The 16284-nt window shown below is 61.0% G+C and carries 15 protein-coding genes and 1 pseudogene; 8 read left to right on the top strand and 8 right to left on the bottom strand.

Annotated elements, in window-relative coordinates; all coding sequences use genetic code 11:
* Positions 1-102: 102 nt before the first annotated feature.
* Entirely contained in the window at positions 103-2457 is a 2355-nt protein-coding gene (locus tag BT204_RS01410) for a penicillin acylase family protein (RefSeq protein ID WP_072445604.1), read from the bottom strand.
* Between the two features lie 26 nt (positions 2458-2483).
* Positions 2484-3059, bottom strand: a complete 576-nt coding sequence (locus BT204_RS01405; protein WP_032894642.1) for a DUF6436 domain-containing protein — start codon at positions 3057-3059, stop codon at positions 2484-2486.
* Positions 3060-3157: 98 nt separating this feature from the next.
* Between BT204_RS01405 and BT204_RS01400 the strand changes: the two genes are divergently transcribed.
* Positions 3158-4099: a phospholipase BipL gene (locus BT204_RS01400; protein ID WP_054896031.1), complete on the top strand. Its 942-nt coding sequence runs from the start codon at positions 3158-3160 to the stop codon at positions 4097-4099.
* 86 nt (positions 4100-4185) lie between these two features.
* Here the strand turns inward: BT204_RS01400 and BT204_RS01395 are convergent, their stop codons facing one another.
* The gene (locus tag BT204_RS01395; protein WP_003195224.1) at positions 4186-4938 is read right to left on the bottom strand and encodes a DUF2059 domain-containing protein; all 753 of its coding nucleotides are present in this window, start codon (positions 4936-4938) and stop codon (positions 4186-4188) included.
* Positions 4939-5069: 131 nt separating this feature from the next.
* Here BT204_RS01395 and BT204_RS01390 point away from each other — a divergent pair, with 131 nt between their 5' ends.
* Together BT204_RS01390 and BT204_RS01385 are read left to right on the top strand one after the other, a co-directional pair.
* On the top strand, positions 5070-5702 hold the full coding sequence (locus BT204_RS01390) for a 2OG-Fe(II) oxygenase (protein WP_003195222.1): 633 nt from the start codon (positions 5070-5072) through the stop codon (positions 5700-5702).
* Positions 5703-5704: 2 nt separating this feature from the next.
* Positions 5705-6187: a 2-thiouracil desulfurase family protein gene (locus BT204_RS01385; RefSeq protein ID WP_034128986.1), complete on the top strand. Its 483-nt coding sequence runs from the start codon at positions 5705-5707 to the stop codon at positions 6185-6187.
* Positions 6188-6295: 108 nt separating this feature from the next.
* Here the strand turns inward: BT204_RS01385 and BT204_RS01380 are convergent, their stop codons facing one another.
* The gene (locus BT204_RS01380) at positions 6296-6769 is read right to left on the bottom strand and encodes a transporter substrate-binding domain-containing protein (RefSeq protein WP_054895975.1); all 474 of its coding nucleotides are present in this window, start codon (positions 6767-6769) and stop codon (positions 6296-6298) included.
* A gap of 134 nt (positions 6770-6903) precedes the next feature.
* On the opposite strand from BT204_RS01380, the gene BT204_RS01375 reads away from it, so the two are divergent.
* Positions 6904-7344 carry a DUF4399 domain-containing protein gene (locus tag BT204_RS01375; protein WP_034128985.1) on the top strand — a complete coding sequence of 147 codons (441 nt, stop codon included), beginning with the start codon at positions 6904-6906 and terminating at the stop codon, positions 7342-7344.
* Positions 7345-7381: 37 nt separating this feature from the next.
* On the opposite strand, the pseudogene BT204_RS28015 reads toward BT204_RS01375, so the two are convergent.
* Positions 7382-7468 (bottom strand): annotated as a pseudogene (locus BT204_RS28015) (outer membrane lipoprotein carrier protein LolA); the annotation flags it as partial.
* Between the two features lie 11 nt (positions 7469-7479).
* Entirely contained in the window at positions 7480-8709 is a 1230-nt protein-coding gene (gene serA / locus BT204_RS01370; protein WP_003195214.1) for a phosphoglycerate dehydrogenase, read from the bottom strand.
* Positions 8710-8914: 205 nt separating this feature from the next.
* On the opposite strand from serA, the gene BT204_RS01360 reads away from it, so the two are divergent.
* The 4 genes from BT204_RS01360 to BT204_RS01345 all read left to right on the top strand — a co-directional run bounded on the left by BT204_RS01360 (position 8915) and on the right by BT204_RS01345 (position 13198).
* Positions 8915-10309, top strand: coding sequence for an FAD-binding oxidoreductase (locus BT204_RS01360; RefSeq protein ID WP_005792341.1), 1395 nt, complete (start codon positions 8915-8917; stop codon positions 10307-10309).
* 22 nt (positions 10310-10331) lie between these two features.
* Entirely contained in the window at positions 10332-10997 is a 666-nt protein-coding gene (locus tag BT204_RS01355; RefSeq protein WP_034128983.1) for a fumarylacetoacetate hydrolase family protein, read from the top strand.
* A 247-nt stretch (positions 10998-11244) separates the two neighbouring features.
* Positions 11245-12168 carry an SdiA-regulated domain-containing protein gene (locus BT204_RS01350; protein WP_034128982.1) on the top strand — a complete coding sequence of 308 codons (924 nt, stop codon included), beginning with the start codon at positions 11245-11247 and terminating at the stop codon, positions 12166-12168.
* A gap of 121 nt (positions 12169-12289) precedes the next feature.
* Positions 12290-13198 (top strand): SdiA-regulated domain-containing protein, encoded by a 909-nt coding sequence (locus tag BT204_RS01345; protein WP_034128981.1) that lies wholly within the window; start codon positions 12290-12292, stop codon positions 13196-13198.
* Here the strand turns inward: BT204_RS01345 and BT204_RS01340 are convergent, their stop codons facing one another.
* Together BT204_RS01340 and rpiA are read right to left on the bottom strand one after the other, a co-directional pair.
* Complete coding sequence (locus tag BT204_RS01340; protein WP_054895973.1) at positions 13199-15145, bottom strand: autotransporter domain-containing protein; 1947 nt, start codon at positions 15143-15145, stop codon at positions 13199-13201.
* Between the two features lie 333 nt (positions 15146-15478).
* Positions 15479-16150, bottom strand: coding sequence for a ribose-5-phosphate isomerase RpiA (gene rpiA / locus BT204_RS01335; RefSeq protein WP_003195201.1), 672 nt, complete (start codon positions 16148-16150; stop codon positions 15479-15481).
* Positions 16151-16284 lie beyond the last annotated feature (134 nt).

The following is a 16284-nucleotide window of genomic DNA, read 5'->3' as shown; positions in this document are numbered from 1 at the left end:
CACGCTCTGCGTGGTAACGCCTCTTGGGACACTCTGCGTCCCGCTTCTAAGGGCGGACGCGGAGCGTCCATGGCTGCATTCCCACGCGGAGCGTGGGAACGATCATCGGGCGGGCAGCAGTTTCAAGGTGCCGCGGGTATTGGCTGTCACTTCCTCCTCACTGAAGTGCGCCTGCTCATACCTGCCCTCGATATAGCTCTGCGCCTGGTCGCCATAGTGCGTATCAAAGGGCACACCGCTTTGCCCCACCGGGTTGATGGTGAGGGCGTGGGCCGGGTCGGCGAAGTCGATCAGGCGCCGTGTCGACGGGCCGTAGGTCACAGGCCACGGCGCCGGGCCAATCGGGGCGGTCTGGTTGTTCGGCACTTCGTGGCTGCCCGGTGCCGGGAAGGGGCCGACGTTGAAGATTTTATCCAGCGGTTTTTGCAGGCCCAGCGGGTGGCCGTGGGTCAGGGTGTGCGCCTTGCCCCACTGCCACTGTGCCGGGTCATCGCCGAACGTAGCCTTGAGATGGGCCAGGCTGTTGTCCCAGGCGAGCTTGACGGTATCGGCCCGATTGCCGTTCCACCAGGGTGAGTCTGCCGACGCGGCCAGGCGTGGCAAGGCGGCGTCGATCACGCGGGTGCCGAGCAGGGTCTTGAACAAGGCATCGCCGAGTTTGGGGTGAAAGGTTGCGTCGCTGAGGTTGAACAGCAACTGGTTGAACAGCGTGGCATTGGTGGAGTCCAGCGGGTAGTCACCCTTCCAGTTGGCAAGCTGCTCCACCAGTTTGAGTTGCGCCGGGTCCTTGACCACCTCGCGCAGCACCGGCAACAGCGGTGCCAGCAGGCGTGGGCCGTAGGCGGTGGTGGTGCCCAGTTGCAGGGCCTGGCTGTTGGTCACATCCCACTTCACGCTTGTGTCGCTCAACTGCGCGTTCAACTGCTGGCCGCGGTCAGCCAAGTTGTAATAACCGGGGATCGGCATGCCGGTGGGCGATGCCGGCTGGGCATTGGCGGACACCACATAGCCGCGCGGCGGGTTTTCTTCCTGGGGGTTGGCACTGAAGGGGTAGAAACCCAGCTTGTCGGCCTGGGCAGTGCTACCGTCGAGGATGAACGCCGGGTTGACGCCGGCCGGGCGGATCGGCAACTGCGCTGCCGCCCACCAGCCGATATCGCCTTTGGCATTGGCCCACACGATGTTCAGGCCTGGCGCCGACACCTTGGCGGCTGCGGCACGTGCCTTGGCCAGGGTTTCGGCACGGTTGAGCTGATAGAAGCCATCGAGGATCGGGTTTTCACTGTCCAGGAACGCCCACCACATGGCAATCGGTGTGCTGCCGGCGTTCTCACCGAGCACGTCGTTGATGATCGGGCCGTGGGGCGAACGGCGCAGGGTGAGGGTTACCGGCGCCTGGCCCTTGACCTGGATCTGCTGCTCGCTGCTGCTCATGTCCACCCATTGGCCGTGATACCAAACCTGGTTGGGGTTGTCCGGGTTGACCTTCTCGGCGACCAGGTCGAGGTCGTCGTTCTGGAACATGGTCAGGCTCCAGCCGAAGTCCAGGTTGTGCCCCAGGAACGCCACCGGTACCAGCGCGTTGTGGTAGCCGTACAACTCGAAGCCTGGCGCCGACAGCTGCGCCTCGTACCAGACCGAAGGCACCGAGAAACGGATATGTGGGTCACCCGCCAGCAACGGTTTGCCGCTTTGAGTATGGCTGCCGCTGACGGCCCAGGCATTGCTGCCTTCGAACTGCGGCAGGCCGTTGTCGGCCAGGGCCTTTTCGCTCAGGGCGGCGATGGCGCCAAGCGTCTGCCAATCGCTGGCCGCCAGGTTGAGGGCGCCCTTGGGTTGCCAGTCGAGATCGAAGACGTTCAAGTAGGCGCTGCCCAGCCGGTCGCGCACGTAGGTCAGTACCGGCTCGGTACGAAAGGCTGCGGCAAAGCTGTAGGCCATGTACCCGGCGACGCTGATGCTGTCTTCGGCGGTAAACGGGCGCTTGGCGATGCCCAGCACATCGAATTCCATGGGGCTGGCGTGGCTGTCCTGATACTGGTTGATCCCGTCCAGGTAGGCTTGCAGGGCTTTGGACGAGGCTGAGCCAGGGTCCATGTGTTCCACATAGCTCAAGGCACGCTCGCGAATGCGCAGGCTGCGAAACAGTTTGTCGGTCTCCAGCAGCTTGGGCCCCAGCACCTCGGCCAGTTCGCCACGGGCCAGGCGCCGCATGATCTCCATCTGGAACAGGCGGTCCTGGGCATGCACATAGCCCAGGGCGCGGTACAGGTCGGCTTCGTTTTCGGCGCGGATATGCGGTACGCCACGGTCGTCGTAGCGCACCGTGACCGAGCCTTGCAGGTGCGCCAGCGTCACCGTGCCCTGGCGCGTGGGTTGTTTGCTGTAGACGTACCAACCGACGCCCAGGGCGACCAGCACAATCAGCACCGCAAAAACCTGCAAGACGCGCTTCATGAACATTCCTTACCAAAGTGGACGGACTACAGATCCTTAGGCCACGAACAATAGCAGCCTACCGCGAGGGTGTGAGTGGCATTCACTTCGCGTCCGGCTCCGAGGGCCTTGAGAATTGGCTCGATAAAACTGTTGCTGGCGTTGCACGTCAGGCCTTCGCTGTAGGGGCCGAAATACGCCAGCTTGCCGGTGCGGTCCCAAATGCCCACGGCCGGGCTGGCGGGGATCTGGTCCGCGCCGGGCAGGGCATCGAGGACTTTCAGATGGCGCAGGTTCTCGGGCAACTGGCCGTGGCTGCCGGGTTTTTGCAGGGCATAGAACTCCACCCCTTGGGGCGCGTACTGCTCGATCAACTCGCCCAGGTGTTGCTGGTTACCGACATTGCACGGGCACGCCGGGTCCCAGAAGTGCACCAGGCGAATCGGGCCAGGGCCGCTGAGAGCGGCGGGCAGTTGCAGCGCATCGCCGGAAAATACCGCGGTGTGTTCGCTGAAGGCGCGCAGGTAGCGGCCCTGGAACCAGTCATAGGCCGCCCACAGCACCCCGGCGCAGATAACCAGGATCAGGCTGGCGAACAGGGCGTTACGGTAGGGCGGTCGCATTGGATGTATCCTCGCAGGTCGCGTAGCTTGCCATGCTTGTCCTGACAGATGAATATCGCAGCTCGATATTCATCTTCACCGCAAGTCTGGAAACCTTTATGCCCGTCACCTTTGACCCTGATCATCTGCGCGAAAGCTTGCGCCCCCTGGTGGATGCGCAACCGCTGTCAGCCGAGGCGAGGGTTTACCAGCGTTTCTACGGGCTCGACCTGGCCGCACGCCAGGTGCCGGCGGTGAGCCGCCTGGGGCGCTTGCAGGTGGATGGGTTCGAGGTGGTGGCCCAGGTCTGGTGGCCGCCAGCGCCAGTGGCGACGATGTTCCTGTTCCACGGTTTCTACGATCACATGGGGCTGTATCGCCATGTGGTGGATTGGGCCTTGGACCAGGGCTTCGTGGTGATCGCCTGCGACCTGCCTGGCCATGGCTTGTCCAGCGGCGCACGCGCCAGCATCGATGACTTTGCGGTGTACCAGAGCGTGGTGCAGGCCTTGTTCGTCGAGGCCAAGGCGTTGCAATTGCCGCAACCCTGGCACCTGTTCGGGCAAAGCACCGGCGGCGCCATCGTGGTGGACCACCTGCTCAACCACGGCGCCCAGAGTCCGGCCCAGGGCAAGACTTTCCTGCTGTCGCCTTTGGTGCGGCCGCGTGCCTGGGGTTGGTCGCAGGTCAGCTATTACCTGCTGCGCCCGTTCGTCAAAGGCATCGCCCGGCGTTTCAGCGATAACTCCAACGACCCTGCGTTCAAGCCGTTCCTGGAAGCCGACCCGCTGCAGCCTCGCCAATTGCCTACCGCCTGGGTGGGGTCGCTGGCGCGCTGGATCAAACGCATCGAAGCCGCACCACGCAGCCCCCGGCGCCCGGTGATCGTGCAGGGTGAGGAAGATATGACGGTGGACTGGCAGCACAATTTGCAGGTGTTGCGAGGTAAGTTCGACCGGCCTGAGGTGTTGATGCTCAAGCAGGGGCGGCATCACTTGGCCAATGAAATTCCGCAGATTCGCGAAGCATATTTTAACTTCCTCACGGATCACCTGAAATAACGCAGTCCAAATGTGGGAGCTGGCTTGCCTGCGATAGCGGTGTCACTGACACATCGCAATCGCAGGCAAGCCAGCTCCGACAGGGTTTACTGCGTCAGGCTTGAGGTGCTTTGACCAACGGCAAGCCCTGCGCGAATGGCTGCAAGGGCGGCCTGGTAATACGCCTTGCCCTCCGGCGACTCGGCAAAGGTGGCGAACTCTTCCAGCTCCGGGTCGGACAAATCCCGATAGACATACAGCAGGGTATTGTTCAAATCCTTGTCGATCTGCTGCATCAACCGCTCACGCTGGCCATTCAACATTCCTTGCGCCTGACCGCCGCCGAGCAGGCCTGGGATCATCTGGCTCAAGCTGTCGGCCGCCACGCCAGCAATCGCCAGGCTGACCTCGGCGCCGGCCTCGCGGGCGGGCAGGGCCTGGGCCAAGTGGCCGATGATCAGGCTGCGGGTGGCATCGGCTTCAAGTTTAGGCAGACCCTGGGCGTTTTTTGCCAGTTGGTCGCGGCGCGTGGCCAGCAACTCGGCGGCGACGATCTTGCGGCCCAGGGGCGATTGGAAAAACGCCAGGGCAGGTTTCGGGTCGGGCAAGTGCTTGCGCAATTGCGCCTCGGCACGCTGGTCCATGGCCTGGGCGGCAAAGCGTTTATTGCTGTTGTCCACCAGCGCCTGGTACACCACCGGCGGCAGGCTATTGCGGTAGCGCTGCTGGGCGGCACTGAGGGCGTCATTGAAGTGCGCACGTTGTTCGGCCCAGCCGGCGACCTTGTACAACTGGTCATGGCCGTCTGCCCAGGCGGGCAAAACGCAGAACATCAACACAGAAAAAAACAAACGACGCATAAGGACTCCTGTCAGTCGGCCACTATTGTCCGTGTCGGGCGTAGGATTTGTCGAGAAGTCCTATCAGTCACCTGACTAAAGTGTATTCAGACGCTCAACGGCGCTGTCGGATTTTCAGGCGTATGGATACTATGCGCGCCATGCAAATACCCCTCGATCACCCGCTGCTGCAACGCATCGTCGACGACCTGGCCGAAAAAGGCTGGTCGCAGCAAAATGGCTTCCTGCCCCAGGCTCTGACCCTGGAGCTGGCGGCTGAGTGCCGTAAACGTGCGGCGCAAGGTGAACTGGCGCCCGCAGCAGTAGGTCGTGGGCCGGCCCAGGAGATTCGCGAGGGCATTCGCGGTGACCATATCCAGTGGTTGGAGGAGGGGGACGCGCCTATCTGCGATACCTACATGGGCGTGATGGACGGCCTGCGCCTGGCGATGAATCGCAGCCTGTTCCTGGGCCTGGAAGATTTCGAAAGCCACTTCGCGATGTATCCGCCGGGCGCGTTTTACCTCAAGCATGTAGACCGTTTTCGCGACGATGACCGGCGCATGGTCTCGGCGGTGATCTACTTGAACGACGCCTGGCTGCCCGAGCATGGCGGCCAACTGCGCATGTACCTCAAGGGCGGTGTCGAATACGACGTGGTGCCCACCGGGGGCTGCCTAGTGGTATTCCTGTCGGGCGAGGTGCCTCACGAAGTCCTGCCCGCTACGCGCGAACGCCTGTCCTTGACGGGCTGGTTTCGCCGGCGGGGCAACGAGCCGTTTTAAACATGGAAAAGATTCTGGTCAGCCGCTGCCTGCTCGGGCACAAGGTGCGCTATGACGGCGGGGCCAGCGGCCCGTTCGATCAACTGGCGGCGTGGCAAGCTGAAGGTCGCGTGGTTGCCATCTGCCCGGAAGTGGCGGGCGGCTTGCCCACACCGCGGCCCTCGGCCGAAATCCCAGGCGGGCAGGGCATCGACGTGTGGGAAGGCCGCGCCCAGGTGCTGACGGCCGAGGGCGAAGACTTCACCAGCGCCTTTCTCGACGGTGCCCGCCAAGCCTTGGCGCTGGTGCAACGCCATCACATCCGCATCGCCATTCTCAAGGCCAACAGCCCATCCTGCGGCAATCTGTTGACCTATGACGGCACCTTCAGCGGGGTGAAGGTCAGTGGCGAAGGCGTCACGGCGGCGCTGCTCAAGCGCCATGGTGTGCAGGTGTTCAGTGAGCTGGAGTTGCCACAGGCGGCGATTGCCCTCACGCAGCTTTAAGAAGCTTAAACAGATCAAGTGTGGGAGCTGGCTTGCCTGCGATAGCGGTCTGTCAGTTACACATAAGGTGCTGATACACCGCTATCGCAGGCAAGCCAGCTCCCACATTTATTGCGCCTTGAGCCATTTCTGCGACAGCGCCTTCAACCGGCCATCGTCCTTAACCCGCTTCAACGCCCCGTTCAAACTGGTCTTGAACGCCGGGTTGCCCTTCTGGAACGGGATCGCCAATGTCGGCTTCTGGTGATAAGGCTCACTGAAATCGAAACGATCCTCAAGCTCGGCAGTCATAGCCATATGGTTAATGGCCACGTCGTACTTGCCGGTTTCCACGCCGGAAAGCAGGTCCGCGTTATCGGTGGTGATAAACGAGGAGCGCACCTCCATTTCCTTGGCCAGCAGTTCACCCAGCTCCACTTCAAAGCCGGCGAGTTTGTCGCCCTCTTTGAAATTGTACGGCGGAGTATCGGCTTCCAGGGCGATGCGCAGTTCACCGCGATCGTTGACGTCGTCAATCAGTTCGGCATGAGCCAAGGGGCTCAGAAGAGGAAGCAACAGCAACAGGCCAGGCGAAAAGCGCATGGTCACTCCTAAAGAATTCGTACAGGCGAGGCGCCGTTCAGCAACGTTTTGTTATGGTGTCGGGTGCCTTGGACCGCAATTTATCGCGAAGTTGTCATAACCCTACAGATTTCACAGAAAAACTGGAGAAGCGAATGAAAGCCCTTTTGTCCCGTGCAACGATTGCCAGCCTTTTGCTGGGTACCTCGATGTTGGCCAGTGCCGCAGACCTTCCTCGTACGCCTGCGCCTGAAGGTGCCGAAGTGTTCATCGTCTCGCCGAAAGATGGCGCCACCGTTGATAAAACCTTCACCGTCAAATTCGGCGTCAAGAAGCTGGACCTGGAACCGATCGACAAGCAAGTGCCTAACGCCGGGCACCACCACCTGTTGGTAGACCAGAAGGTGGAGTCGCTCAACGCCAATGAGGCGATCCCGGCAACGCCTACCTCGATTCACTTCGGCAAGGCGCAGACCGAAACCGAGCTGACCCTGACGCCAGGCAAGCACACCCTGCAACTGGTGGCCGGCGACAACGTGCATCGCCAGTTTGAGCCCACTGTTGCATCGAAAGTGATCACTGTTAACGTCAAATAAAAAAACGGGAGCCCTTTGCGGGGCTCCCGTTTTTATTTGTAGGAGCGAGCTTGCTCGCGAAAATCCCAAGGGCACCGCGTTTAAACAGCTTAAACGCGTCATCGTTGACGTTCTTCGCGAGCAAGCTCGCTCCTACTAGAACAACACGCGGCTACGAATAGTGCCGTTGATGTGCTGCAGCTTCTCTTGCGCCAGGTCCGAGTACTCGGCGTCGACGTCGATCACCACGTAGCCGACCTTCTCGTTGGTCTGCAGGAACTGACCGGAGATGTTGATGCCGTTTTCCGCGAAGACCTTGTTGATCTCCATCATCACGCCAGGGATGTTCTGGTGGATGTGCAGCAGACGGTGCTTGCCCGGGTGAGCCGGCAGGGCCACTTCCGGGAAGTTGACCGACGATACCGAGGTACCGTTGTCGCTGTACTTGACCAGTTTTTCCGAGACTTCCAGGCCGATGTTGGCTTGGGCTTCAGCGGTGGAGCCGCCGATGTGCGGGGTCAGGATCACGTTGTCCAGGCCACGCAGCGGGCTTTCGAAGATGTCATCGTTGGAGCGTGGCTCCACCGGGAACACGTCGATGGCAGCGCCGATCAGGTGCTTGTCCTTGATCGCGTCGGCCAGGGCATCCAGCTCGACCACGGTGCCGCGAGCGGCGTTGATCAGGATCCCGCCTTTCTTGATCGCGCGGATTTCCTTCTCACCGATCATCCACTGAGTCTCGGCCGTTTCCGGAACGTGCAGGGTGACGATGTCGGACATGCCCAGCAGCTCGGTCAGGCTGGCCACTTGGGTGGCGTTGCCCAATGGCAGCTTGGTGAGGGTGTCGTAGAAGAACACCTGCATGCCCAGGCCTTCAGCCAACACCGACAGTTGCGTGCCGATCGAGCCGTAGCCGACGATACCCAGCTTCTTGCCGCGGATTTCGAAGGAGTTGGCCGCGCTCTTGATCCAGCCGCCACGGTGGCAGGAAGCGTTCTTCTCAGGGATACCGCGCAGCAGCAGGATGGCCTCGGCCAGCACCAGCTCCGCTACGGAACGGGTGTTGGAGTACGGTGCATTGAACACCGCGATGCCGCGCTCGCGCGCTGCATTGAGGTCGACCTGGTTGGTGCCGATGCAGAAACAGCCGACAGCCACGAGTTTTTTGGCGTGGTCGAAGATCTCTTCGGTCAGCTGAGTGCGGGAGCGAATGCCGATAAAGTGCGCGTCGGCGATCTTTTCCTTGAGCTGGGCTTCCGGCAGAGAACTGGTGATGTACTCAATGCTGGTGTACCCGGCGGCTTTCAGAACGTCGACAGCCGATGGGTGGACGCCTTCCAGAAGAAGGAACTTGATCTTGCTCTTATCGAGAGAAGTCTTGCTCATCTGCGTAAACCTGTATCCCGGAGAAAATTGGCAGGGAGTCGAGCAGCGCAAGCTGACCCGGACGGCAGGAAAGCCGTCACCGCAGAAACGCCCTTTGGGTCTGTCCTGCGGGGGCGGTATGCTAGCATACGCACCCCGCTAAACACCTATTCCTGCGACGTGAAGCGTTCTCAGGATGACCATGAATTGTTCGAGAGTTCTGTCGATGACCCATCCTGCCCTGATTGATGAGCTAAAGACCCTGGTTGAGCCCGGCAAAGTGCTGACCGACGCCGACTCCCTGGAGGCTTACGGCAAGGATTGGACCAAGCACTTCGCTCCCGCACCTAGCGCCATCGTGTTCCCCAAGACCACCGAGCAGGTGCAGGCCATCGTGCGGTGGGCCAATGAGCACAAGGTGGCGCTGGTGCCATCGGGCGGGCGCACCGGTCTGTCGGCCGCTGCCGTTGCCGCCAATGGTGAAGTGGTGGTGTCGTTCGACTATATGAACCAGATCCTCGACGTGAACCTCACCGACCGCACCGCCGTGTGCCAGCCGGGTGTGGTCACCAAGCAACTGCAGAACGTCGCTGAAGAAAACGGCCTGTATTATCCGGTGGACTTCGCCTCGTCCGGTTCCAGTCAGATTGGCGGCAATATCGGCACCAATGCCGGCGGAATCAAAGTGATTCGCTACGGTATGACCCGCAACTGGGTGGCCGGCATGAAGGTCGTCACCGGCAAAGGCGATGTGCTGGAGCTGAACCGCGACCTGATCAAGAACGCCACCGGCTACGACATGCGCCAGCTGTTTATCGGCGCTGAGGGCACCCTGGGCTTTGTGGTCGAAGCCACCATGCGCCTGGACCGTGCGCCAAAGAACCTCACGGCGATGGTGCTCGGCACGACTGATTTCGACTCGATCATGCCGGTGCTGCACGCCTTCCAGAGCAAGCTGGACCTGACCGCCTTCGAATTTTTTTCCGACAAGGCCCTGGCCAAAGTCCTTGGCCGTGGCGACGTGCCGGCGCCGTTCGAAACCGAGTGCCCGTTCTACGCATTGCTGGAATTTGAAGCCACCACCGAAGAAGTCGCCAACCACGCTCTGGAAACTTTCGAACATTGCGTGGAGCAGGGCTGGGTGCTGGATGGCGTGATGAGCCAGAGCGAAACCCAACTGCACAACCTGTGGAAACTGCGCGAGTACATCTCCGAAACCATTTCCCACTGGACGCCGTACAAGAACGACATCTCGGTGACCGTGTCGAAAGTGCCAGCGTTCCTGAGCGAAATTGACGCGATCGTCGGTGAACACTACCCGGACTTCGAAATCGTCTGGTTCGGCCATATCGGTGACGGCAACCTGCACCTGAACATCCTCAAGCCGGAAAACCTGAGCAAAGACGAGTTCTTTGCCAAGTGCGCCACCGTGAACAAGTGGGTATTCGAGACCGTCGCCAAGTACAACGGCTCGATCTCCGCCGAGCACGGCGTGGGCATGACCAAGCGCGATTACCTGACCTACAGCCGTTCACCGGTTGAAATCGAATACATGAAGGCCGTCAAAGCCGTGTTCGACCCTAACGGGATCATGAACCCTGGCAAGATCTTCGCTGTTTAATCGCACCTGAAGGAGTCGTTCCATGAGCTACCAGCACAAGTATGTCGACGGCACCAACATCCACTTCCCGGTGGGTAAAGTGGTGTGCATCGGGCGTAACTACGCCGAACACGCCAAGGAACTGGACAACCCGGTGCCCACCGAGCCGCTGCTGTTCATCAAGCCGGGCAGCTGCGTGGTGCCGTTGGAAGGCGGCTTTGCCATTCCGACCGAACGCGGTTCGGTGCACTACGAAGCGGAAATCGCCGTGTTGATCGGCAAGCCTTTGTCCGCCAAGCCGAGCCGGGAAGAAGTGCTGGACGCCATCTCGGGCTTCGCCCCGGCCCTGGACCTGACCCTGCGCGACAAACAGGCCGAGCTCAAAGCCAAGGGCCTGCCGTGGGAAATCGCCAAGTCTTTCGATGGCGCGGCGGTGATTGCCCCCTTCGTGGTCAGCAGTACCTTTGCAGACGTGACCGATATCGGCATTCGCCTGAGCATCAACGGTGAAGTGCGCCAGGACGGCAACAGCGCGCAGATGCTCAACCCGATTGTGCCGATGATTCAGTACATGGCGGGTTGCTTCTCCCTGCAGGCGGGCGACGTGATCCTGACCGGCACCCCGGCGGGCGTTGGCCCGTTGAATGTGGGGGATGAAGTGGTGTTGGAGCTGGCGGGTGTCAATCGCTTCGAAAGCGTTGTGCGCTAAATCACTGCCAAACTGCAATTAAACTGTGGGAGCGGGCTCGCCCGCGATGGCAGTGTGACAGTCACTGAATAGTTGACTGAACGCCCTCAATCGCGGGCAAGCCCGCTCCCACAGTTGTTTGTGTACATCTGCAGGATCCGGCGTTTTGCATTTTTTTCACACGCCATCCGGATAATTCCCTGCTCTTGCGCGCGGGGCCTTGAATCCTGTGCTATCCCCTACGGCTCACTTTCCGGAAAAGCGCTCAATGGTCGTGCCTTTGCCCACTTCGAAAACCTCGCTCCGCTCCCGCTTGTCCATGCGCTGGTATTCCTGGGTGTTCTTGGCCGGTGCCATTTTGTATGGCGTGGCCTGGGCCATGCACTGGGACGATCGCGGTCTGCTGTGGGTGCTGGAGCGTTTCGAGAGTTCGGCTGAGCGCCGGGAGAGTGTGTGGCTGCCCGACTATCACGCGGTGATCGACGCCAAGTTGCTGCCCGGTATGGAGAAGGATGAGGCTTCGGACCTGTCCTACAACCCTCAGACCAAAACCCTGTTTTCGGTGATGGGCAAGAACCCCTTCCTGGTCGAGTTGAGCCTGCAAGGCGATGTGTTGCGCAAAATGCCGCTCAACGGTTGGAACAATCCGGAAGGCGTGGCGGTGATGGAAAACGGCTTGATGGCGGTGGTCGATGAACGCGATCACAGCCTGACCGTGGTCAAGGTCGACGCCGGTACTACGGCGCTGAACAAGGCCGATTTCCCCAGCCATGACCTGGGCCCGTCCAAAGATCAGAACAAAGCCTTTGAAGCCGTCACATGGGACAAGCGCAACCAGCAGCTGGTGCTGGGCGAAGAGCGTCCGCCGGCCTTGTTTACCTGGAAAAGCGATGGCAATACGCTGACCGGCGACAAGCAAAAACTGGCCAGCACCGAACTGGATGTGCGCAACCTGTCGGCCCTGTCCATCGACCCACGTACCGGGCATTTGCTGGTGCTGTCGGCCGATTCCCACCTGCTGCTGGAACTGGATGAAACGGGCGAGCAAGTCAGCTTCATGACCTTGCTTGGCGGCTTCAATGGCCTGAAAGACACGATCCCACGTGCCGAAGGCGTGACCATGGACGAGAGCGGCAATCTGTACATGGTCAGTGAGCCAAACCTGTTCTATCGCTTTGAAAAGCAGAAATAACTGACGAATTACGTCAGAGTTTTCTTTATAAACGGCATTCGCCAGGCAGTCCGGTGCGTTTAAGTTTAAATTCAGGTGACCTTGATATCTATTCGCCAGTTTTTTCTCTGAGCCCGCCCCGATGCGTCGACTTGCCCGCCCCAAACCTGCTGTTTTTATCCTGCTGTTGCTCGCCTTGGTCGCTGCCGGGCTGGTGGCACAGCAGTTCCGTCTGTTCGAACGCGCCTGGTTCAACTGGCAGGTGTGGTACCAGCCTGCGGATGAGCGCGCGATTGGCCTGGCGGATTATCGCGTCACCCTCGAAGGCCAGGTGATCGAAGGGCTCGACGACGATGTCTCGGCCCTGACCTACGACCCCGTGCGCAAAAGCCTGTTTACTGTCACCAATAAAAACGCCGAACTGGTCGAGTTGTCGCTGGAGGGCAAGATCCTGCGGCGCATTCCGCTGGTGGGCTTTGGCGATGCCGAAGCGGTGGAATTTATCAGCGACAACATCTACGTCATCAGCGATGAGCGCCAGCAGCGCTTGATCAAAGTGCATGTGGACGATGACACCACGTTCCTCGACGCCGCCGATGCGGAGCAAATGACCCTGGGCGTGCACGTTGGCGGCAACAAAGGCTTTGAAGGGTTGGCCTACGACTCGGTGGGCAAGCGCTTGTTCGTGGCCAAGGAACGCGACCCCATGCTGATCTACGAGGTGCACGGGTTTCCCCATTTCAAGCCGGAAAAAACCTATTCGGTACATGTGATAAACAACCCCAAGCGCGATGCCGGGCTGTTTGTGCGCGACCTGTCGAGCCTGCAATACGACGAGCGCAGTGGCCATCTGTTGGCGCTGTCGGATGAGTCGTTCCTGGTCTTGGAGCTGGATATTGATGGTCGCCCTCTAAGCAGTCTGTCGTTGCTTAAAGGGCGCCATGGGCTGAGCAAGCGCGTGCCCCAGGCCGAAGGGATCGCCATGGATGACGACGGCACGCTGTACATGGTCAGCGAGCCCAACCTGTTTTACGTGTTCAAGAAACCCTGATCAGAACATCCATTGCACGCCCAGCGAATAACCGGTCTGGCTGCCTTCAGCATGCCCTAGGCGGCCATTGACCTCGGCAAACACGCCCAACTGTGGGGTGATCGCCAGTTGGCTGCCGAGTTGTGCGCGAGCGAAGCTTTTATCCACTGAGCCCAGCCTGGCGGTGCGGGCCTGGCCATCGGCGCGTGCGGTGAGTTGCAGGTCGTCCAGGCGGCCGTCGGCCAATTCCTTGACCCAGGCGATGTCGCCGTAGGGCATCAGGTTCAGGCCATAGGGCAGGGCAACAGCGCCGCGCACGCGCCAGCCGAGGCTGGCTTCCAGCGAGTCGAAAGACTGCTCTTCGTACTCCAGGGCCGTGCGCAGGTTCTGCTTTTCGTGGAACTTGTCGATGCGGTAATGGCTGTAGTCCAGGCCGGCGAACGGCCCGCTCTTGATCGCGCCAAAATCAAAGTCATAGCCACCCAGCACCCGTGCGCCCAACGCCAAGGCATCGGTGTCGCCCGTCAGTTGCTGATTGAGCAGGATCGGCCCGCCATTGGCCTGGATGACCAGGTTGCGCTTGGAGTCGAAGCGCGTGTGGCCCACGCTCAGGTCACCGGCCAGCCAGCTTGGCCCGCCATCGTTGAGCAGCGCATAGACGGCTGCCTGCCAGGTGTCGCTGTCGAGCTTGCCGCGATGCTCCAATTTGTCGCGCCCATTGAGGTAGCTGAGGCTGGCGCCGATATTCAAGCTTGAAGTCAGTTGGTAGTCGCCGAGGGCATGCAGGCCCACGCGCCGGGCTTCGGGGTTGGGGGCACTGTCGAAGCCGCTGTCCGGGTTGTATTCGCCATCCACCCCGATCTCGCCATCGAAGCTTGCGACCTCGCGGCTGGCCGCTTGCAGGGTCAGCCAGCGGCGATCATGCAGGCGCACCAGGGCCTGATGCTGGCGCTGCAGGTTGTCTTGCATATTGCGCGCAACGGCACCGCCAGAAGCGGTCGAGGCCATCAGGTCGGCGTTGGTCAGTTCCAGCACCAGGCGGCTGAGCAGGCGTGAATAGTCACGCAGGCGCTGGTCGATGCGCGCCTGGCCGAACGCATCGGTCAGCACGGCTTTGTTGTCTTCGTTCGGGTCGTGCCAGGTCGAGCCGCCGGGGATTTTCGGGTTGTCGGTCTGGGTGTAGCCGTCCAGGTCGCCCAGTTCCCAGTTGGTGGCCTCTATATAAAGGATCGGGATATTCAGCGGTTCGAACGCTTCACCATCGCTGCAGCAGCCCGTGCCCTTCGGGTACTGCGGGTCGAGGCCGGGGTTGCTGAACAAGGGAATGTTCAACTCCTTGGCGATCTGGAAGGCGTGCTCGCGCAAGGAGGCCAAGGCCGGGTTGGCGGTGCTGTTCTGGCCGGCGTGGGCATACATCATGTCGCCGGTGATCAGGCTGTCGAGGTTGATCATCGCGAGCATGTTGGCGCGCTGGCTGGCGCTGAGTGAGTCGACAAAGGCACGGGAGCCGCGCAGGCCTTCTTCTTCGGCGCCGAAGCCAACGATTTGCAGGCCATTTTCCAGTGACAGGCCGCCGAGGTTCTTCGCCACCTCGGTCAACACGCTGGCGCCGGAGCCGTTGTCATCCAGGCCTTGCAGGGTCGGGCGGCCGAAGTAAGTGTCGAAGTGCGCGCCAATCACCACGTACTGGGCCTTGATACCAGCGGCAGAGGCCACCACGTTTTGCGAAGCCCGGCTGCCGTTGTTCCAGGTGAAGTCCTGGCGGCTGAAGCTATAGGCCGTGCCCATCTGGCTCTGCATCCAGTCGGCTGCCCCGGCAAAATTTGCCGTGCCTCGATATCGGCCAGGGTAGTCGTTGATCAGTTTTTCCAGGGTGGTGTTGGCGTGCTGGCCGTAATCGTAGGCCTGGGTATGCGTGGACAGCAGCGCACCGGCAACGCTGATGGCGAAGGCTAAGGGCTTTATCACAAGGTCTTCCTTGAGGTGAGGGGGACGTTCAAGCCCAGACCCTTTGCACAATGCGCGCCTCATTCCATGGGCGGCTGCGAATTGGCGCATTGTTAAACGCGTGGGTCGCGTGGCTGTAATTTGTAACGGATTGGATACCAGGCGGGGCAGGGGATGCCGTGACAGAGCGCACGGTTTTGGCGAGGAGTGCTGCGAAAAGTAGCGTTTTTGTTACATCGCTCTAGAGTCGAGCGCTAACACATGTGGGAGCTGGCTTGCCTGCGATGGCATCGCCTCGGTATCCATTGATACGCCGAGTCGTCTGCATCGCGGGCAAGCCCGGCTCCCACAGGGTCAGGCCTTGAGGGTTTTCACGCCTTCCGGGGTGCCCAGCAGCAATACATCCGCCGGGCGCGCCGCGAACAGGCCGTTGGTGACCACGCCCACAATGGCGTTGATCTGCGTCTCAAGCTCCACCGGGTTGGTGATCTGCATATTGAACACGTCGAGGATGATGTTGCCGTTGTCGGTCAACACACCTTCGCGGTACACCGGGTCGCCGCCCAGTTTCACCAGCTCGCGGGCCACATGGCTGCGGGCCATGGGGATGACTTCCACCGGCAGTGGGAACGTGCCCAGCACGGGTACCAGCTTGCTCGCGTCGGCGATGCAAATGAAGGTCTTGGCCACGGCCGCGACAATCTTCTCGCGGGTCAGGGCCGCGCCGCCGCCTTTGATCAGGTTCAGGTGCTCGTCGCTTTCATCGGCGCCGTCGACGTAGAACTCCAGGTCGCTCACGGTGTTGAGCTCGTACACCGGAATGCCATGGCCCTTGAGGCGGGCAGCGGTGGCTTCGGAACTGGCCACGGCGCCGTCGAACGCGCCCTTGTGCTGGGCCAGTGCGTCGATGAAGCAGTTGGCGGTGGAACCGGTGCCGACACCGACGATGCTCTTGTCGTCGAGCTTAGGAAGGATTAAATCGACAGCGGCCTGGGCCACTGCCTGTTTGAGTTGATCCTGGGTCATGCGGGCTCCGGAACGGGCGGGGAATTAACGAGGGCGGCGAGTATAACCCAACAAAACCTCGGGATTCGTGTGGTCGCCCGGCCAAACGCTGGGTTAGACTCCTTGGCCCTGCCCAACCCGTGAAGTAGATGCCT

Source organism: Pseudomonas sp. NFPP02, from assembly GCF_900119355.1.
GTDB lineage: Bacteria > Pseudomonadota > Gammaproteobacteria > Pseudomonadales > Pseudomonadaceae > Aquipseudomonas > Aquipseudomonas paracarnis.
Note: the sequence above shows the minus strand (reverse complement) of the source record. Positions and strands in the feature narration are given on the sequence as shown.